The sequence below is a fragment of the Ruegeria sp. YTSC106 genome (assembly GCF_059609765.1).
The window spans coordinates 89,313-108,599 of record NZ_JBXWMI010000002.1; the positions used below are offsets into that span (position 1 = coordinate 89,313).

General features: G+C 56.7%; 22 protein-coding genes. 2 read left to right on the forward strand and 20 right to left on the reverse strand.

Annotated elements, in window-relative coordinates; translation table 11 throughout:
- Window positions 1-26 precede the first annotated feature (26 nt).
- Window positions 27-320, reverse strand: coding sequence for a CtrA inhibitor SciP (gene sciP / locus AC2FEB_RS02665; protein ID WP_299896950.1), 294 nt, complete (start codon window positions 318-320; stop codon window positions 27-29).
- A gap of 128 nt (window positions 321-448) precedes the next feature.
- Here sciP and mnmA point away from each other — a divergent pair, with 128 nt between their 5' ends.
- Window positions 449-1,594 carry a tRNA 2-thiouridine(34) synthase MnmA gene (gene mnmA / locus AC2FEB_RS02670; RefSeq protein WP_117869005.1) on the forward strand — a complete coding sequence of 382 codons (1,146 nt, stop codon included), beginning with the start codon at window positions 449-451 and terminating at the stop codon, window positions 1,592-1,594.
- On the opposite strand, the gene AC2FEB_RS02675 is transcribed toward mnmA, so the two are convergent.
- The 19 genes from AC2FEB_RS02675 to AC2FEB_RS02765 form a co-directional block, all read right to left on the reverse strand.
- Window positions 1,591-2,136, reverse strand: coding sequence for a carboxymuconolactone decarboxylase family protein (locus AC2FEB_RS02675; RefSeq protein WP_496673103.1), 546 nt, complete (start codon window positions 2,134-2,136; stop codon window positions 1,591-1,593). The two genes, mnmA and AC2FEB_RS02675, sit on opposite strands and share 4 nt — an antisense overlap.
- A 100-nt stretch (window positions 2,137-2,236) precedes the next feature.
- Window positions 2,237-2,812, reverse strand: coding sequence for a hypothetical protein (locus tag AC2FEB_RS02680; protein ID WP_496673100.1), 576 nt, complete (start codon window positions 2,810-2,812; stop codon window positions 2,237-2,239).
- Entirely contained in the window at window positions 2,805-3,971 is a 1,167-nt protein-coding gene (gene lpxB / locus AC2FEB_RS02685; protein ID WP_496673097.1) for a lipid-A-disaccharide synthase, read from the reverse strand. The genes AC2FEB_RS02680 and lpxB overlap by 8 nt, the downstream gene beginning before the upstream one ends.
- Window positions 3,971-4,765, reverse strand: a complete 795-nt coding sequence (locus AC2FEB_RS02690; protein WP_496883831.1) for an LpxI family protein — start codon at window positions 4,763-4,765, stop codon at window positions 3,971-3,973. The genes lpxB and AC2FEB_RS02690 overlap by 1 nt, the downstream gene beginning before the upstream one ends.
- Before the next feature lie 4 nt (window positions 4,766-4,769).
- A complete protein-coding gene (gene lpxA, locus AC2FEB_RS02695; protein WP_496673091.1) occupies window positions 4,770-5,555 on the reverse strand; it encodes an acyl-ACP--UDP-N-acetylglucosamine O-acyltransferase in 786 nt (261 codons plus the stop codon).
- On the reverse strand, window positions 5,552-6,025 hold the full coding sequence (fabZ, locus tag AC2FEB_RS02700; RefSeq protein ID WP_117869011.1) for a 3-hydroxyacyl-ACP dehydratase FabZ: 474 nt from the start codon (window positions 6,023-6,025) through the stop codon (window positions 5,552-5,554). Before fabZ ends, lpxA begins: the two co-directional genes overlap by 4 nt.
- A gap of 72 nt (window positions 6,026-6,097) precedes the next feature.
- A complete protein-coding gene (locus AC2FEB_RS02705; RefSeq protein WP_496673088.1) occupies window positions 6,098-6,619 on the reverse strand; it encodes an OmpH/Skp family outer membrane protein in 522 nt (173 codons plus the stop codon).
- 63 nt (window positions 6,620-6,682) lie between these two features.
- Entirely contained in the window at window positions 6,683-8,935 is a 2,253-nt protein-coding gene (gene bamA, locus AC2FEB_RS02710) for an outer membrane protein assembly factor BamA (protein WP_496673085.1), read from the reverse strand.
- 235 nt (window positions 8,936-9,170) lie between these two features.
- On the reverse strand, window positions 9,171-9,299 hold the full coding sequence (locus tag AC2FEB_RS02715; RefSeq protein WP_256369664.1) for a hypothetical protein: 129 nt from the start codon (window positions 9,297-9,299) through the stop codon (window positions 9,171-9,173).
- Window positions 9,300-9,377: 78 nt separating this feature from the next.
- Window positions 9,378-10,730 (reverse strand): RIP metalloprotease RseP, encoded by a 1,353-nt coding sequence (gene rseP / locus AC2FEB_RS02720; protein ID WP_117872761.1) that lies wholly within the window; start codon window positions 10,728-10,730, stop codon window positions 9,378-9,380.
- A 4-nt stretch (window positions 10,731-10,734) separates the two neighbouring features.
- A complete protein-coding gene (gene dxr / locus AC2FEB_RS02725; protein WP_496673081.1) occupies window positions 10,735-11,907 on the reverse strand; it encodes a 1-deoxy-D-xylulose-5-phosphate reductoisomerase in 1,173 nt (390 codons plus the stop codon).
- Window positions 11,907-12,689 carry a phosphatidate cytidylyltransferase gene (locus AC2FEB_RS02730; protein WP_496673078.1) on the reverse strand — a complete coding sequence of 261 codons (783 nt, stop codon included), beginning with the start codon at window positions 12,687-12,689 and terminating at the stop codon, window positions 11,907-11,909. Before AC2FEB_RS02730 ends, dxr begins: the two co-directional genes overlap by 1 nt.
- Window positions 12,686-13,417: an undecaprenyl pyrophosphate synthase gene (gene uppS / locus AC2FEB_RS02735; protein WP_496673075.1), complete on the reverse strand. Its 732-nt coding sequence runs from the start codon at window positions 13,415-13,417 to the stop codon at window positions 12,686-12,688. The genes AC2FEB_RS02730 and uppS overlap by 4 nt, the downstream gene beginning before the upstream one ends.
- A gap of 9 nt (window positions 13,418-13,426) precedes the next feature.
- Window positions 13,427-13,990: a ribosome recycling factor gene (frr, locus tag AC2FEB_RS02740; RefSeq protein WP_117869017.1), complete on the reverse strand. Its 564-nt coding sequence runs from the start codon at window positions 13,988-13,990 to the stop codon at window positions 13,427-13,429.
- A 182-nt stretch (window positions 13,991-14,172) separates the two neighbouring features.
- A complete protein-coding gene (gene acuI, locus AC2FEB_RS02745; protein WP_496673072.1) occupies window positions 14,173-15,168 on the reverse strand; it encodes an acryloyl-CoA reductase in 996 nt (331 codons plus the stop codon).
- A 90-nt stretch (window positions 15,169-15,258) separates the two neighbouring features.
- Window positions 15,259-16,362, reverse strand: coding sequence for a dimethylsulfoniopropionate demethylase (locus tag AC2FEB_RS02750; RefSeq protein ID WP_496673069.1), 1,104 nt, complete (start codon window positions 16,360-16,362; stop codon window positions 15,259-15,261).
- Entirely contained in the window at window positions 16,363-16,890 is a 528-nt protein-coding gene (locus AC2FEB_RS02755; protein ID WP_496673376.1) for a DinB family protein, read from the reverse strand.
- Window positions 16,890-17,594 (reverse strand): DUF1326 domain-containing protein, encoded by a 705-nt coding sequence (locus AC2FEB_RS02760; RefSeq protein WP_117869020.1) that lies wholly within the window; start codon window positions 17,592-17,594, stop codon window positions 16,890-16,892. The genes AC2FEB_RS02755 and AC2FEB_RS02760 overlap by 1 nt, the downstream gene beginning before the upstream one ends.
- A 4-nt stretch (window positions 17,595-17,598) precedes the next feature.
- A complete protein-coding gene (locus AC2FEB_RS02765; protein WP_496883856.1) occupies window positions 17,599-18,363 on the reverse strand; it encodes a DUF2182 domain-containing protein in 765 nt (254 codons plus the stop codon).
- A gap of 115 nt (window positions 18,364-18,478) precedes the next feature.
- Here AC2FEB_RS02765 and AC2FEB_RS02770 point away from each other — a divergent pair, with 115 nt between their 5' ends.
- Complete coding sequence (locus AC2FEB_RS02770; RefSeq protein ID WP_496673066.1) at window positions 18,479-19,210, forward strand: FadR/GntR family transcriptional regulator; 732 nt, start codon at window positions 18,479-18,481, stop codon at window positions 19,208-19,210.
- The last annotated feature ends 77 nt before the right edge of the window (window positions 19,211-19,287 follow it).

The following is a 19,287-nucleotide window of genomic DNA, read 5'->3' on the forward strand; positions in this document are numbered from 1 at the left end:
TTAATCTGACGTTGCCGTTGAATTATTTATTCACACTCGCCTTTAGGTTGTCGATACTTTTTTAGCGCCGTCGCTTTCAATGCCTCAACGCCGTGCTCTGCGACCAACGACACCCAACCGTTGAACTCTTCGTCGCTGATGCCGTATTTCCTTTTTGCTTCCGACAGGCTGATCAAACCGTAAAGTACTCCACGCACGACAAGAATCTTGCGTGACGCCACCCATCGCCTTGTGTTTGCGGGCGGCAGATCGGCATGCGTCAAAATAGATCCATCCGGCAGAGCAACAGACCTTGGCCCTTCAACTTTGTGCAAATACATCGCTTTACCCTTCTTGCTGCACCAAAGCTGACACCAGCCTACTTAAGGTCGCGTGAAACCGCCCCTTGAGAGTGTGTAGAATTTTCTTATATTCTGCCGGTCTTTCTTAACTCGGACTGGAAACTGCAATGGCCCTCGATACCGAGACCCCGCTGAACTCGCTTGGCTTTGCCAAACCGCCCTCGGAGACGCGGGTCGTTGTGGCGATGTCGGGGGGCGTCGACAGTTCCGTTGTCGCGGCCTATCTGGCCGATCAGGGCTATGATGTGGTCGGTGTGACGTTGCAGCTTTATGACCACGGCGCGGCGTTGGCCAAGAAAGGTGCCTGTTGCGCAGGAATCGATATCCATGATGCGCGCCGCGTGGCGGAAGAGCGTGGATTTCCACATTACGTTCTGGATTACGAGAACATCTTCAAGGATGCCGTGATCGACGAGTTCGCCGACAGTTATTTGGCAGGTGCAACGCCAGTTCCCTGCATCCGCTGCAACGAGCGGGTGAAATTCAAGGATCTTCTGGAAACCGCCAAGGATCTTGAAGCAGACTGCATGGCCACCGGCCACTACATTCAGCGCAAGATGGGCGCCAACGGTCCGGAACTGCATAGCGCCGAAGACGCCAATCGCGATCAGTCCTATTTCCTGTTCTCGACCACGCCGGAGCAACTGAACTTCCTGCGCTTCCCGCTGGGCCACCTGCCGTCAAAAGATGCAACCCGTGAAATGGCTGCACAATATGGGCTGTCTGTAGCAGACAAGCCTGACAGTCAGGATATTTGCTTCGTGCCCGACGGCAACTATGCCAGCGTCATCGAAAAACTACGCCCCGGAGCCGCGGAACCCGGCGAGATCGTTCACGCGGATGGCCGCGTTCTGGCGCAGCACAACGGTGTAATCCACTATACGATCGGGCAACGTCGAGGTCTTGGCATCGGCGGCCTCAGCGAGCCGCTTTACGTCGTCAAACTGGACGTTGACAAAAAGCAGGTCGTAGTGGGCCCGAAAGAGATGCTGGCAACGCGCGTCGTTCCGGTGCGCGAGATCAACTGGCTGGGCGACGAACCCTTCACGTCACGCGATGAATGGCACCTATCCGTCAAAGTCCGCTCGACCCGCCCGCCGCGCGAGGCAATCCTTCGGCCGCTGTCGGACACAACGGCCGAGGTCGAACTGCTGACCCCCGAGGAAGGCATCTCGCCAGGGCAGGCCTGTGTGTTTTACGCAAGTGAAGACAGCCGCGTATTCGGCGGCGGCTGGATCTGGCGTGGGTATTAAGCTGAAACCGGTTTGACCTCGGATTCGATCTGAATCTGCAATGCATCGTTGAACCGATTGAACGCACCGCACAAGGCGATGCGCCAGGTCAGCTCGACGATCTGAGCATCCGTGAACCATTCCCTCAGATCCGCCACTTCAGCGTCCCGCATACGGCCCGACCGGATCGTCACGGCTTCGGCATAGCGAACGACCGCCTTGTCACAGGCATCGAGTTCCGAATGATTTGCGACGTCTGGCAGACGCGCCGCACCTTCGGGGCTGAGACCCGCCACCGTCAGCAGCGGTGTGTGATGCGAGACGCAATAATCGCAGGCATTCAGTTTCGAAACCGTCACCATAGCCAGCTCCAACGCACGGCGCGGCAGGTTCTCCTGCTCTCGCAGGGTTGTCAGCATTCCCGTGACATGGTTCAGAACCGGAGGGCAATACGCCGCAACGCGGGCCCAGTTGTCAAACGGACCATACGCGCCCAATGTTGCGTGGGACGCGCGCGCGTCGACTGTCATTTCCTGATCCGACAAAGGGGGAATGCGGGTCATGTCGAAAGCTCCTTTTTCGGGTGACGATACCTCGGACCTGCATCACTGCAACAGCCGAATAGAGATCACATGTGCGAGATAAAGTGCTCTCTCGGTGCGGTCACAGCATGTCCGTGGGAGAGTTGAAGAGAATATAGAGCCCGACGCAGACCATGATATATGGAGCGATCCGATCCAAACGGGCAACGCGAGGTCCAAGGCTTTTGGCGTAGGGTGCCCCCCATGCCGCTACTACGACCAGACCCGCGGCCGCAGTGACAGCGCCAACCAACGCAACGACACGATAAGAAGGCGCCGAGTCCGCCAGCAGAGGGGTCATAACCGCGAAACTGTCTATCGAGAGGCTCAGAAACAGCGTCACCACTGAGGTCACAGCCCCTTTTGACTCTGTGTTTTCAGTTTCCGCGTTGCGAAATTGCCGCCAGATACCGCGCAAACCAAACACCAATGGGACAAGGCCAAGGTAGCCGATCCAAAACGGAAGACCGCTTTGGTTCAGGCCCACAGCCACGGTCATGGCCAGGGAAAGTACAATTGTCTGAGCGACCGCAAAGCCCACGAGCGCGCGGCGCTGTTCCATCACCAGGATCAAGCCCAACAAGACAGCCAGATTGTCAAGATTGGTGGAAATCACTGCGATCCCGGCCGAAACGGCGAACAGCGCGTGATCAAGCATTTTCTGGCTGCATTCTGTTCAGAACAGCCCGCGCCGCGCGCAAACCAGGTGCTTCTCCCCCTCGCCCCAACCGATCCATGGTCAGGTTCATGGCGTGCTGTTGCGCGTCGGGTGCGCCGGCCACCTCACGCAAGGCTTCGGCGATCTTTTCAGGCTGACAATTATCCAGCAGGCATTCCGGCACGGCGCGCGTGTCCGATACCAGATTGACCAGAGTAACACTGTCCAGTTTGACCATCCGTTCCGCCACCTTCTGCGTCAGCCAGTTGAGTTTGTACGCAATGACCATCGGCGTATTCTGCGCCGCAAGTTCCAGCGAAACCGTTCCCGATGCAGCAAGTGCAAGATCTGCGACACCAAAGGCTGCACGTTTGTCGGCTGTGGCTTGCTCTGCGCCTACATTGCGAGGGTCCAGCACCACGGGGGCGCCGGGCCATTCTCGCACCAATTCATTTATCAGATCGGTTGTCGAACCTACCGTCGGGATCACCACGCGGTAATTCGGGTGGTCATCGATGAACAACCGCAATGCGCCGCCGAAAGACTCTGCCAGACGTTCGATCTCACTCCGCCGCGAACCAGGCAAAGCCAGGAGGATTGGCGCGTCTGCCAGATCGAAGCGGTTCCGAAAGGCCGCGATCTCGTCTGGTGTGGCAATCGGCTCGCTGGCCACAGGATGGCCGACAAAGTCGCAGTCCATCCCTGCCTGTTCCATGTATGGAGGCTCGAAAGGAAGAAGCGCCAGCACATGGTCGATGACCTTTGCCATCTTGTCAGCACGCCCGGGTCGCCAGGCCCAGACGCTGGGGGCAACATAATGGACGGTTCGGATATTGCTGTTGGCTTTGACGATCTTGGCGACGCGCAAGCTGAAATCAGGGCTGTCTATCGTGATCAATACATCCGGTTTCGTGTCCAGCACCGCCTGTGCTGTCTCGGAAATACGCCGTTTCAGGTGGAAAAACTTCGGCAGAACTTCAACAAGCCCCATGACCGTAAGTTCGGACATGGGAAACCGGCTGCTCAGACCCTGCGCTTGCATCAACGGGCCACCGACCCCGTCGAATTCAACATCAGGCACCAGGGTTTTCAACCCCTCCATCAGCGCTCCGCCCAGCCGGTCACCCGAAGGTTCACCAGCGACCAGAAAGACACGCATCAGACCGCCCGCTCGCGGATGTACAGGAACAGACCCAGGCGATTGCATTCAGCGATGACACGTTCTTTTTCCAGAACGAGTACACCGCCTTTTTCCAATACGATCCCGGACAATCCTGCCGCAACCGCATCGGTGACGGTATCCGGTCCTATGGCGGGCAAATCAGCGCGCCGATCCTGATCGGGTTTGGGACCTTTGAAAAGAATGCCCCCGCCTGCGTCGGGGCGTTGCGTCAGGGATTGCAGCATCCACGCAGTGCCGAATATCCCCTCGATAGCCAGCGCCTGCCCTTTGGATATGGCGCAGGCCTGCCCCGTATCCGCCGCCCCCATTGCCCGAAGAATACCCGCTGCACGGTCAGCGTCGGCCATGTCGGCGTCCGAGGGATGCGCTTCGGTCAGGCACCCCACCGGCGGCAACAAACCGGGCGCGATTTCATGCGCGGCCCTGAGGTTGAGACCGGCCCCCTCAAGAATTCCGATCATGGCGCGCAAAGCTCCGTCATCCCCGGACAGGATGGCCTTTTGGATGATCGGAGCCAGCGGCAGTGTCGCGGCATCGATGCGAGAGGGGTCGATTGGCGGGCGCCGAACAGCGCCGGCCAGACAGATATCAGTCACGCCCCGCGCCTTCAGGTCGGCGATGAAGCTGCCCAACTGTTCCAGAGGAAACACGACATCCGCGCTCAGGGTGTCCGGCAGAAACCCCTCCATCGCGCAGATCAGGGGACGTTCTGCCAACTGGGCAACAACTTCGGTGGGCAGCGCCCCGGTTCCCGCAATCAACGCAAGCATGATCCTACTTTCTCGGGGTCAGGAAGGACCGATCACTATGGCCGGTGACGAAATCAACGATCTGCTGCACATAGTCGCTTTCGTTACCTTCACCGATCCGGCTGGCACGATCCATAAAGGTACCTTCGCCGTCAGATAGTTCCTTGAAGGCCGCGCGCAGCGCCGAGATATCTTCGCGTGATACACCCTTGCGCTTGAGACCGACGAGGTTCAAGCCATCCAGTTCACCCCTCGACGCCTGTACCAGGCCATAAGGAATAACATCCTTGGGCACCATGGTCAGCGCGCCAATAATGGCCCCGCGTCCAACGCGCACCCATTGATGCAGCCCCGAAATGCCGCCGATAATCACGTCGTCTTCGACGATACAGTGCCCCGCCGCACCTGAATGGTTGACCATGATCACACGGTTGCCGATCTGAACGTCATGGGCCACGTGAACACCCGCCATAAACAGGCAGTCGTCGCCGATCCGCGTAACACCTCCGCCACCTTCGGTTCCGGTATTGATTGTCACATGCTCGCGAATGCGGTTGCGTTTGCCAATCTCAAGACGGGTGTTTTCGCCACTGAATTTCAGATCCTGAGGGATCTCACCAATCACCGAGAAATTGAACACAACGGTATCTTCGCCAATCGAGGTGTCACCCGTCACGACCACGTGCGATTTCAACTCGACCCGACCCGCCAGTTTCACCTGTGCGCCCACATGGCAGAATGGACCGATGATGCAATCCTGTCCAATCTGCGCACCGTCTTCGATAATTGCGCTGGGATGGACTCCGTTCATGTTGTTTTTTCCATATCCCAGTCGACATAGGCCGAGAATTCCGCCTCGGCGGCCACGTCCCCTTCGACGGTGGCACGGCCGCTGAACTTGAACAGCTTACCGCCTTTTTTCCCGCGTACGGTTTCCACATGCATTTCCAGCACATCACCGGGCACAACCTTGCGGCGGAATTTGCACTTGTCGATGCTCATGAAGTAAATCAACAGCTCGGTATCAATGACGTCCATTCCCACGCCCAGCATCACGCCGGCGGTCTGTGCCATTGCCTCAACAATCGTGACGCCCGGCATGATCGGCGTACCCGGGAAATGCCCCTGAAAATGCGGTTCATTCATGGTGACATTCTTGATTCCACGTGCCGACTGATAGCCCGAAATATCTACCACTTTATCAACCAGCAAAAACGGATAGCGGTGCGGCAGGATCCTTTGGATCAGCTGAATGTCTGCGCTTTTGGTTTCAGTGCTCATTATGCAGAAATCCCGTTTTGGATGTTTCTTTTTTGCGTGGTTAGCAATACACCACCCCAAGGGCAAGCGAACCTATTCGCCCTTCCCTTCTTGCACATCGCTTCCATCACCAATTACCGCATCTATTCGGATGATTGCGGCCTCGGTGATGTCGGATGTGCTGACAACGACATTGGATCGTTCAATCATCACGCTGGCCCCAATTTCGCGCAACAGATCGACCAGCACCGGGCGCACAATCTCGAAAAATGTTTGTTGGGCTTCTTCGCTGCGACGGGCCAGAACGTCCAGCTTTGCCCTTTGCCCCTCGCGATGGGACTGAACCTTAAGATCAAACGCCTCGGCAAAGGGGCGGAACTCGTCGGCCGACATGGTGGCGCGCTGCTCGGTGAGTTCCTTTTCTTCGCTGCTCAGTTCCGCGACAATCCGTTGGTTTTCTTCGGCCAGTAGGGCGCTTTCCTTTTCAATTTCGCGCAAAACCCGTTGTCCAAAGGCTGACTTGGCAAACAACTCTTCACTGGACAGGGTAACCACACTGGCTTGCGGCACACCAAGCTGCTGTGCATTTGCCAAAGGCGCCGAGACCATCGTCATAAATGCACACAGGGCCCAAAGCGGGCCCCGTGTTCTGCTAAGCAATCTGTTCAGCATCGCGGATCAGAACCGGGCTTGGATCGTGAAATCAAAGTTCTGTTCCTTGTCGAAAGACTCTTTCTTCAGAGGCTGCGAGAAGTTGAACTGCAACGGTCCAAACGGGGTTTCCCACAGAACCGAAATGCCGATCACGTGGCGGATCGAACCATTTGCGCCGACAATAGTTGCACCTGCCGTGTTCACGTTGTCGATGTTGTAGAGGTTACCAACATCATAGAACAAGCCACCCCGCAAACCCAGTTCCTCGGGCAGACCCAGCGGGAAGTCGGTTTCGAAACGGGCAACCCAATAGTAGTTGCCCCCGATCGCGTCATCCTGACCGTTGGACAGGTCACGTGGTCCGATACCCGCAGGTTCGAAACCACGGAAGGTGTTGGGACCAAGGACAAACCGGTCCACAGTCCGGCTGAAATCGTTGCCGCGCCAATGCAAGGCGCCCAGCTCCATCGTAGCCCGAAGCACCACCTCTTCATTCCAGACACGGGTTTGCGCGATACCGCGCGCCGTGGTCTTGAAGAACTTGTTGTCCCCACCAAGACCAGCGGCATCAACACCAACTTCGAACAATACACCGGAATTCGGGTCCAGGCCGCCGAGACGGCTGTCGTAAATGTAGGACAGACCCAAAGAACTGGACGTCCGCTTGCCCTGCGCAATTTCAGAAGCAATCACTGCACCGTTAGTTTCGTTGTCCTGCTGCGTCATCTCGCTGCGGTCCCAGCCATAGCGGACCCGCAGAGCCGACAATTCACCAATCGCGTAGGTCAGCTGAGGTGCAAAGAAAAGACTGCTTGTGTCGTAACTCGCAAACCCGGAATTGGTGCCTGACAAACCCAGACCAAGATCAAATCGCAGCTTGCGGCCCAGCAGGTAGGGCTCGGTAAAGTTGATTGTGTATTCCTCCGAGTCCTGCGCGGTAGAGATCGAGACACCGAGGTTCTGGCCACGGCCCAGGAAGTTGGATTCGTTCAGACCAATTGCAATCCCGAAACCGTCCGTAACCGAGTAGCTGCCTCCAAGGCTCAGCGAGCCTGTGGGTTGTTCTTCAACGTCCACATCCAGAATGACCTGACTGGGCGACGATCCTTCGCGCGGTTCGACTTCCGCGACAGCGAAGAAACCCAGGGCATTGATACGCTCAGCCGCCTGACGGATTTCGCGTGGATTGAACGGGTCACCTTCGACGGTGTCAAACTGACGACGGATCACGCGATCCAGGGTGGTAGTGTTGCCTTCTATATCGATCCGCTCAACAAAGATACGCGGGCCTTTTGTCAGGACAAACTCGATATCCAGAGTCAGGTCACGATCATTGCGTTTGACACGCGGCTCCACCCGCAGGAAATCCACACCTTGTTTCAGACCCAGACGTTCCTGGCGTGTAATGGAATTTTCAACCAGCGACGGTGTATAGGTTACGCCGGGCTTGATTTTCAGCGAGTCCTGATAAGGTGCTGGATCCACGCCCGGTATTTCGCTGACGGTCGTGATTTTACCGAATGAGAATTTCTGACCTTCGGTTACATTCATCACCAGGAAAAACGCATCCCGTTCGCTGGTAAACTCGACGTTGGCGCTGTTCACACGGAAGTCGACATAGCCTCGTGACAGGTAAAAATCCCGGATGACCTGCTTATCGAACTCGATGCGATCGCCGATAAAAGTGTCGTTCCGGAAGAAAGTCCGCAGAAATGTCGCCTGCTTGGTTTCCAGAACACGGCGCAAACGCCGATCCGAAAATGCGCGGTTGCCCACAAAGCTGACACGTTCCACTTCAATGGTGGTGCCTTCTGCCACCTCAAAGACCAGATCAACCCGGTTGTCACTACGGCGGATAATCCGAGGGATCACGGTCGCGGCGACACGGCCCTGAGCCGAATACACTTCAGCAATTATATCCGCGTCAGCTTCAGCCACCTGCGGGGTAAAAACACGACGCGGCTGGGATTCGATTACGTCCAGCAGAACGTCGTCTTTGACACGGGCGTTACCCTCGATGCTGATCTGGTTGATTGTCGGGTATTCCTGAACTTCGATGACCAGCGTAGAGCCGCGCGGCGTCAGTTCGACTGTCTCAAATACACCACTGTCAAGCAAACGCTGATAGGCATCATTGAGTTGCCCTGAGGTTACACTCTGGCCTGGTTCGATTCCCGTTCGGGCGATGATCGTACCGGTTTCAATCCGGCGATTGCCCTGAACGTCAAACGAATTGATAGTATAGTTTTGCGCCAGTGCTGCATGCGGAAAAGTCATTAAGCTCGCTGCAACAAAAAGGAAAAGAACCGCTAGCGCCTGCCACAAAATATTGATTGTTGGCACTTGCTGCCCGCAGGATGTGCCCGCCCCTCGCCTGTCAGTCATTTTATGCTCTACCCAGAATTTAAGACTTTAATGCTGAGTAACGGGATTGAATGAGCTTGTCAAAAGGCGAAATCAAAGCCGCCGTTCAGACTGCCAAGCAATTTAATGACGTCGGTTTCAGTAAGAATCACATAGCCGCCAGATAGGCGGCACCTGCCATCGCCAAAGCTGTAACCGCAAAGCTCAGTAGAACGTCCCAATTCAACACGAACAGGAAGCTAAAGCTCTGATACGATTTTCTCAGCGTTTTGGTCATGGCATTTCCCTCAGACGCAAAGAGAATACCGTCCAATTAAGGCGATAATGCGGCTCAATTTTGCACTGAGCGCCACAATCAGCAGAACAGGTCGTTGCTCACTGAGAACAGCATCAGCGTGAGGATAAAAGTGATCCCCACCCCCATGAGCACCCGCAAGGCCCCGTCACTGGGTGGCTTTCCGGCGATGGCCTCATAGGCGTAGAACACAAGATGTCCGCCATCCAGTGCCGGGATCGGAAACAGGTTCAACAATCCGACCGCTGTAGACAGAACCGCGATAAAGAAGATGAAGTTCTGGGCCCCCTGACTGGCCATGGCACCCGAGGTTTCAGCAATTCCGATCGGTCCCGAGATGTTGCAGGTACTAATCGCACCCGTCACCATGTGCCACATGCCCGACAGCGATCCTTCGATAATACGACCCGTTTGTCTGACACCACCCGTCAGTGAAGCTAGAATACCTGCCGGTTCAGTCGCCGGTTCCAGCATCATGCCCCCAATGATCCCAATCCGCCAATGCGTTACAAAACCACCATCCGGTTGCGGTTCATCCGTGCGTCGGGGTGCCAATGCGAATTCCAGCACGGACCCGTCCCGCCAGACCTCCAGCAGCAAAACCCGACCGTCGGACCCTTCGACAAAGTCTTTCAGCTGGTCGAAGGCAAAGATCGGCTCGCCATTCACTGACATGATGACATCGCCTTGTTTCAGTTGGATATCCATGGCCGCGCTGCGAGGGGCCACCTGACGGATCAGTGGCGGAAACATCCAGGGTGCCTGAACATCCAGGGTTTCACCGTCACGGATCACCGTATAGTTCAGAACCGGTTCCACAGGCAGCGCATCAATGAAGTTCTGCCATGCCCCCTCTTCATCATAATCTGGCGTTGGAGTGCCCGCGATGGCCGTGATCACGTCACCTTCTCTCAGCTCCTGCACGGTGCCCGGCAAGGGTTGCAACGATCCGACTGTCAGCGGCTCTTTCGATACGCCTTGTGACCAGAAGATCAGGCCAAACACCAGAATGGACATCGCAAAATTGAAGACAGGCCCGGCCGCGACCGTGGCGGCACGCGCCCACAAAGGGGCACCGTGCATGGTGCGGCGCAGCTCTTCCGGGCTCTGGGTTGCGATGCCTTCCATCGCCTTTTCATCCTTGCCGGATGCGGCATTGGCATCGCCCAGGAACTTTACATAGCCCCCAAACGGCAGCAACGCGATCTGCCACTTGGTTCCCCGCTTGTCGATACGGCTCCAGAGAACTGGCCCAAACCCGATCGAGAAGACCTCGGCATGGATTCCGGACCAGCGTCCAACAATGTAATGTCCGTATTCGTGCACCGCGACGATGACCGACAACGCGATGACAAACGCAACTATCGTCCACAGAAGGTTGCCAAATTGGGGGATTAGGGAAAGTACGTCCAAAATTCTATCCTGCTCGTTCCACCACAGTGTCATCGACCCACTGACGTGCCAGATGGTCGGTTTGCTGTACGTTATCAAGGGTCATCGGGGCATCAATAAGGCTGTCTGACGCGTCGAACCTGTCCAGGACCGCGGAAACAGCGTCAGCCATATCCAGAAACCCGATCCGGCGTGCGATAAAATGATCCAGCGCGCGTTCCTTTGCGGCATTGAAAACAGCGCCTGCAAGGCCGCCACGCTTCATCACGTCCCGCGCGAGTTTCAGGGCAGGATAACGCGCCACATCCGGTTCATTGAAACGCAGTTGCCCCAGCTTTGCCAAGTCAAGCCGCTGTATCGGCAAGTCCCGTCTTTCGGGCCAATGCAGCGCGTATCCAATGGCGTGGCGCATATCTGGTGATCCCATATGAGCCATAACAGCGCCATCCCGATAGCCGACCAAGGCATGCACTATGGATTCCGGATGAACCAGCACTTCGACCTGATCCGGATCAACGCCAAAGTATTCTTTTGTTTCTATGACTTCCAGTGCTTTGTTGAACATCGATGCGCTGTCGATGGTGATACGCTGCCCCATATCCCAGTTCGGATGGCTCGAGGCTTGCTCAACAGTTGCGTTGGCTAGATCACTCAGGGGCCAATCACGGAACGCGCCGCCGCTGGCCGTAATGATCATGCGCTCAACCGCTTCGATTTCCTCGCCAACCAAAGCCTGAAACACAGCCGAATGCTCGCTGTCTACCGGCAGCAATCGCGCGCCATGCTGTTTGGCCGTTTCCAGAACCAATGACCCGGCGCAGACCAGCGTCTCTTTGTTGGCCAGTGCAAGTGTCGAACCCTGTTTCAAAACTTCGATACCCGGCGCCAACCCTGCCGAGCCGACAATGGCCGACATAGTCCAATCCGCCGGGCGTGCAGCAGCCTCGACAATAGCGCCGGGGCCCGCAGCGGCCTCAACGTCACTGCCGGCCAAGGCTGAACGCAGGTCGTCAAGCCGGTTTTCATGAGCGGTGACGGCAATATCAGCGCCGAGCCGACGCGCATCATCCGCAAGTTTTTGAATATTGGCGCCCCCCGTCAAAGCCACAACGTCATACTCGGACGGCGCGCGCGAAATCAGATCGATCGTATTCTGCCCGATCGACCCGGTGGCCCCGAAAACAGAAACCTTTCGCATTACATTTCACCCGGCGAATAGATCAACCCTGCGATCAGAACAAACAGCGCGGCGCCCATCATGCCATCAAACCGATCCAGAAAACCGCCATGACCCGGTATCAGGTTCGAACTGTCTTTGACGCCGAACTTACGTTTGACCGCGCTTTCGATAATATCACCAGCCTGACTGGCCATTGAGGCCAAAACGGAAACAACGACAAAACCGAATCCGAACCCCGCCTGGCTTGCGAACACGACACCGACGCACGCGGCGGCGGCCCATCCACCAGCCGTTCCCGACCATGTCTTTTTCGGGCTTACCCTTGGCCAGAACTTCGGCCCGCCAACCGCCTTGCCAACAAAATAGCCAGCAACATCCGTGGCGACCACGACCGCGATTAGCCAAACCATCCAACCAAACCCGGAGTTTTCCCGGATCGAAATGAAGCCGAGCCCGGCCCCAACTATCCAGACGACACACAGCCCAAACAGAACCCTGGAACGACTGACCTGCCCGACACCCACAAGCGCAGGCGCAAGCAAGATCGGCAAAGTGTAGATCGGGGGCAGATGATAGCTGAGGACAACCGCCGCGCTTGTCAGAATCCCCAATTGCACAGCCACGCCCCGGGCCTGTGGGTCAATCATCCGAACCAATTCCCAGGTCATCAGCCCACAGGCTGCGGCAATGAAAGTTTCGAACCACCAACCGCCAAGCCAGACTTCGATTGATCCGATTACGACCAGAACAGCAGCAGAAAGGACCCGTGTCGTCAGGTCAGACCATCGGCCTTCACTCATGCCAGAACCGCTCCGAACCGCCGGTCTCTTGAGCCGTAATTCTGGCACAGACGGGCTAGTTCAGCGGCAGAGAAGTCCGGCCAGAGGGTATCGATGAATTCATATTCCGAGTAGGCGGACTGCCACAGAAGAAAGTTCGAAATTCGTGCTTCGCCGCTGGTTCGGATCACAAGGTCCGGGTCTGGAAGAACGCGTGTATCCAAATACTTAGGCAGGGTTTCTTCATCTACCTCTTCGGGCTTTAACCGCCCCTCAGCCACATCCCGCGCCAGGCGTTTGGTGGCGCGCGCGACTTCATCGCGCCCACCGTAATTCAGTGCGACTGTCAAATGAACAAGATCGTTGTTCTGGGTTTCTTCTTCCAGAGAGTCCATCAACTCGATCAGTTTCGAATCCAACCGGACGCGGTCTCCGATAAACCGAACCCGGATGCCATTATCCGCAAGTGTCCGGGTTTCCTTGATGATATAGCGGCGGAACAGGTTCATCAGGCCCGCCACTTCGACCTGTGTCCGCTTCCAGTTCTCGGTAGAAAAAGCGAACACCGTCAGATACTTGATTCCCAAACTTGGACAGGCCTCGACAACCTCGCGCACGCGCCGCGCACCGGCATGGTGACCGAACAGCCTGGGACGACCGCGCGCCTGTGCCCAGCGGCCATTGCCATCCATAATGATGGCTACATGGCGCGGGCCGGAATCCAGGTCGGTTTGCGGGTCTTTTGGCATCAGTCGGGCTCAGACCTGCATGATTTCTGCTTGCTTGGTTTCCAGTGCTGCATCCACGGCTTTGATCATCTCATCCGTCATTTCCTGAACTTCGCCCTCCCACAGCTTCTGGTCATCTTCCGACATCCCGTCCGCTTTGGCTTTCTTGATCTGATCCATGCCGTCGCGACGCACATTGCGGATCGCGACACGTGCGCTTTCCGCATATTGACCGGCGACCTTGCTCAGCTCGCGGCGGCGTTCCTCGTTCAGCTCAGGTATCGGCAGCATTATAATGGTGCCGTTCAACTGCGGATTGATACCAAGGCCGCTTTCGCGAATGGCCTTTTCCACCTTACCGACCAGTGACTTATCCCAGACATTTACAGTGACCATACGCGGTTCGGGCACGTTCACGGTGCCCACCTGGTTGATTGGCGTCATCGAGCCATAAGCGTCAACCATGACAGGTTCCAGCATCGAGGCCGAAGCGCGTCCTGTTCTCAATGATGCAAATTCGGTTCTCAGATTGGCCATTGCGCCATCCATGCGGCGCTGCAGATCATCGGTGTCCAGTTCGAAGTCGTCAGACATTCTGCTCACTCCCCGTCTTCAGGTACTCTTTGGATGGGTCTTACGCCATCGCAATTGGGATGTATAGCAATCATGATCGGGAAATTTATCAATGGCCAGAGGTGTTGCGACCAATTTGGACAAACGTCGTCTTCCCGAACCTGGCCGAGTTTCTCCGGCCAGGTTGAGTTCAAAGCTCAGCCTCAGGCATTAACATCAACCACGACGCGCCCCTTGACCTGTCCTTTCAGAATGTCGGCCCCCAGTTGCGGCAGATCGGACAGACTGGCCGGTTGAACCATCGCCTCCAGCTTGTCCATCGGCAGATCCGTGGCGATCCGTTTCCACGCACGCACCCTGTTGTCATAGGGCTGCATCACGCTGTCGATCCCCAAAAGGTTCACGCCGCGCAGCAGGAATGGAATCACCGTCGCAGGCAAAGCAGCCCCCCCTGCCAAACCAACGGCGGCGACGGAGCAACCGTATTTCATTTGGCCCAGAACACGCGCCAGCATGGCGCCGCCAACAGCGTCAATGCAGCCAGCCCAGGATTCGCTTTCCAGAGGGCGTTTGGTCGTCTCATTCAATTCTTCTCGCGGAACAATTGTCGTCGCGCCCAGGGATTTCAGATAATCACCGGTTTCGGGGCGCCCGGTTACCGCAGCGACCTCATAGCCCAGCTTGCCCAGAATGGCTGTGGCCACCGAACCGACGCCACCCGCGGCCCCGGTCACCAATACCGGCCCCCGATCCGGGGTAAGCCCATGATCCTCCAGCGCCATGACCGCCAGCATCGCAGTGAACCCGGCGGTGCCCACGGCCATGGCCTGCCGCGTGGTCAGCCCTTCGGGCAGCGGCACCAGCCAGTCGGCCCGCGCGTTGGCTTTTTGCGAATAACCGCCCCAGTGAGCCTCGCCCACGCGCCATCCGGTCAGAACAACCTTGTCACCGGGCTTGTAGCGATCATCCGATGAAACTTCGACCGTACCCGCGTAATCAATACCGGGGACATGTGGATAGGCCCGCACCAGCCCGCCCCCTTTCGGAGACAGGCACAGGCCATCCTTGTAGTTCACTGTGGAATATTCAACGGCGACCGTGACTTCACCATGCGGCAGATCATCCACTGACAACTGTTTGAACGAGCCGGTGGCAAGTCCGCTTTCTTCATCCTTGTCCATTACAAGAGCATTGAACATCTGTCATTCCTTTCGTGTTTCAGCGACCAGCCCAATTCTTCACCTGGCCAAAAATATCCCGAGGACGACACAACAGCGCCCTTAACTGTGTTAAATCCAGAAATGCGATTGCACGATTGCGCGACGCATCCCATCCGGTGTCTCCACGTCCAGTTCCGTTCCGGCATCCCAATGGCTCAGGCGCACCATACCGATCGCGACGTTGGTTTCAAAATCAGGAGACCAGGCCGCCGAAGTCACCTGCCCCACACGCTTTCCGTCCGCAAACATACCCCAGGGACGATCGCAACCCGGCACCGGATCACCATCAATGGCGATAGGTCGGATTTGCTGTACTGGTCCCTCTTTGGCGACACGCAACAATGCGTCCCTGCCGATGCAGCCAATCGCGGTATGCGTGTTACAGAACTTCCCCAGACCGCATTCATGCGGTGTATTGTCATCGGTCATGTCGTTCCCGTAAGACAACAAGCCGCCCTCTATACGCTCAATCAGGTTCGGACAGCCCGCGCGCACCTGCAGGTCTTCGCCTGCCGTAAATAACGCGTTCCACAAAGGCATGCCGATATCGCTGCCATCCACATAGATCTCGAACCCGCCCTGTTTCGAATAGCCGGATCGTGCGACGGCCAGATCCCATCCTTCGAACTCGAACATATCAAATTTGAAAAACCGGATGTCCCGCACGCGATCGCCGAACACACGGGCCATCAGATCGTCCGCCTTGGGCCCCTGAACGGCAAGCGGCGACACATCAGGTTCATCCACCAGCACATCCAGACGGTAGCCAACGGCGATACCCTTGACCCACAGCAACAGATCGCTGTCGGCAATCGATATCCACCAGCGGTCTTCAGACAGTTTCACCGCAACCGGGTCGTTCAGCATGCCGCCGGTTTCATCAACGATAGGCACGTAGAAACATTGCCCCGGCAACATACCGCGCAGATCGCGCGGGGTCAGCATCTGCATCAGACGTGCAGCATCAGGGCCACGCAATTCGACCTGCCGCTCGCAAGACACATCCCAGACCTGCACATGGGTTTTCAGGTGCCGGTAATCAGCTTCAACGCTTTCAAAAACCGTCGGCAACAACATACGGTTGTAGACCGTGTATCCCTTGACCCCGGCAGCTTCGACCCCTTCAGAGAACGGAGTGCGCCGCAAGCGGCGTGAAGCGGAAATCTGTGGCATTCATACCTCCTCGGGCATAAAGACGATATCACTGACAGGCGCTTCCGAGCCCGTCTCGGTCAGCATTTTATGCACTTGTCCCCTGTGGTGGGTCTGGTGATTGAAGAAATGGATCACACACAACGCGTAAGGCATTGTGACATCGGCCTCTTTCGCGGCAGAGTACCACGTGAACAATCCGGTCAGCGGATCATCCCCCAACCCTTTCGCCCATTTCTGGATACGGCCATCAATCTTCTCGCGTAACGCCAACCAGCTTTGCAGGTCCGGGCACAGGTATACACTTTCATGGATACCCCCGCCCGCATTGTGAATATTGCCGTCGGGCCCGTCGCGCTTTTCGAAACGAGACATCCACATCCAATCGCCCCACAGCAAATGGTTTACCGTGCCCATGATCGAGCCAAAAAACGCCCCGCGTTCAAGGGTCAGTTCCTTGGGTGTCAGAGATTGCAAAAACTCTGACAACTGCTTGTTTTGCCAATGATTGTACCGCGCCATTTCCCGCGCATACGCGCCCGTGATCATCATTTGGGCCCATGCCAGTCGATGGGGCAGATTTCAGCGGACTTGCCGCCGAAATCCCAGACCCTGCCGTAGTCGCGCACCTTCGATTTGGTACCACGCGCCACGATGATGTCCGGTCCCATCCAGTATTTGGAGTTTGAAACCATCACCGGATGCTCCGGATCCTTGCCCGCAAGCATCTCGATCTCGCCCTGGATTTTGCGACCAATCGCGATCCGGCGTTTGTTTCCGTCGCGCTCAATCTGGACCGGAGCTCGTTCCGCCCCAATGATCTCGCTAACCAGCATAGTAAACAGTCCGGTGGTACCGCCCGCCTGACCGCTGAAGATTTGCAACAACCCGTTATATGCCTTGCCGCTTGCACGCTCATCAACGTAAGCGGCGACTTTCCACTGGCCTTCACCCATCCGGCCCGGAATATCGACCAGCAACCCGACATTCAGACCCGACAGATCCTCGCCTTCATAGTGGCCTTCATCAACGATGATACCCATCCACGCATGACAATGACCTTCCGTCGGAGGATGCGCGCCCAGTGACACTACACAGGGGCAGAACACATCACATGAACAGTTCAGGATCAGCTCGCCCTTGATGGCCCATTCCGTCGGGCTCATTTCACGCCGCTTGGGGTTGGGCATGCGGCTGTCGATGCGCTGGCTGACAGGTAGCCGATCGGCGTCTTGTTTTCTGTTTTTAGCCATAGGCTTATCCTCCGTAGCTAATTGGGTACACGAGCAGAAAAAGACCGCCCGCAATTAATACAAATCCCATTGGACGGGTCACAGCGTGCCCGATCTGAGGGAGTTTCTCCAAAACCATGAACAGGGTTGCGAGCCCCATCCACAACAGGCTCATGATACCGCCGACAAAGCCAAGTGCCATGAAGCCCCAGCAACAGCCGACGCAAAAGGCACCAAGACCCAGACCCATACGTAAACCGCCTGAAAAACCGGTTCTCCAATGCCCAAGGAAATAAGTCATCGGAGCATGGCAAACACCGTGGCAAACCTCTTTGACGCGGGAAAACTGAAAGGCGCCCACGGCAATCATCAAGCCGCCCGCGACCCAGCCGGATTTGGCAATACCCAGCATATCGACAACGCCACCAAACAGCAGAAGCAGTTGTATTCCTGCGATCAGAGCCGCAAACCCGACCCAGACGACGGAATACCCGGCCAGAACCCCCAGCCAGCCGGCGCGGCTGCCATTTGCACTGCGGATCAGGTCCTCGTAACTGCGCAGGGTCGGAATCAGGGTGGGCAGCATCATGGCCGCCATCATGATCGCCCACATTGAAAACAGCGGGCCGAACTCGGCCATCGGCATGTACATATCCATGCGCGGATCCATTGCGGCCATCGCCTGCCCCATCGGCCCCGGGCGACCGATCAGATCAAGGTCCATGTCCCGGCTCATCGAGAACATGATCCACCACGCCAACAGGATCAGAACATAAAAGCCCAGCCACATTCCGCTGCGCAGCCACGTGCGACTCACTTCAGCCTCCCGACTCAACTCCCTTGCTTTTCAAATGTCAGACTTTTAAATGTCAGACAAATAAAAATTTACCCAAGGTCGTCTTAAGATGAAAACCGCGCCCCGAAAAACCGCAGACCTGTCTGCCCAGATCGCCCAGGCCATTCGGGATGCGATCGTGTCGGGTGAGCTGATCGTGGACGCGCGCTTGCCATCCGAAGCGGAACTGTCGGATCAGTTCCAGGTCTCTCGCCCGACTGTGCGTGAAGCATTGAAACGGCTGGCAGCGCAATCCCTGATCCGCACACAACGCGGCGCTTCCGGCGGCGCGTTTGTAAATCGCCTGAGCTTTGAGGACGCCTATTCTCAGCAAGTCACGACTTCGACATTGTTGCTGTCGATGAATGCGGTCAGCTTCGATACGGCTTGCGAGGCGCGATATGCCCTGGAAAGGGCCTGTGCGCCTTTGTCCGCGCAGCGACGCACTGCAGATCACCTGGCGACTATGAGGGCGGAGATATTCCGCCAGTCCCAACCCGGTCTGACGGATGAAGCCTTTTGCGCATCAGACGTGACTTTCCATCGCGCGTTGGTGGATGGGACTGGAAACCCGGTCCTGTCCTATCAACTGGCAGGTGCTGTGGAAGCGATGCAACCGCTGATGAACATGATCACTTTCACTGCGCGATCCCGCGAGGAAATTATCAGCCTGCATGGTAAAATAGTGGACGCGCTTGAGACAAAAGATGCAGATACCGTGGACTCAGCACTGATTGATCTGGAACGTTACACACGACGGCTGGCCCATGATGTGGCCAAGAGCAAACGTAAACCGACTTGAGGGCTGAATTCGAAACAAAATCAGAACAAGGGGCACACGAGCAGGCAGATTGTCATCCGGCGCCAAGACCGGAACTC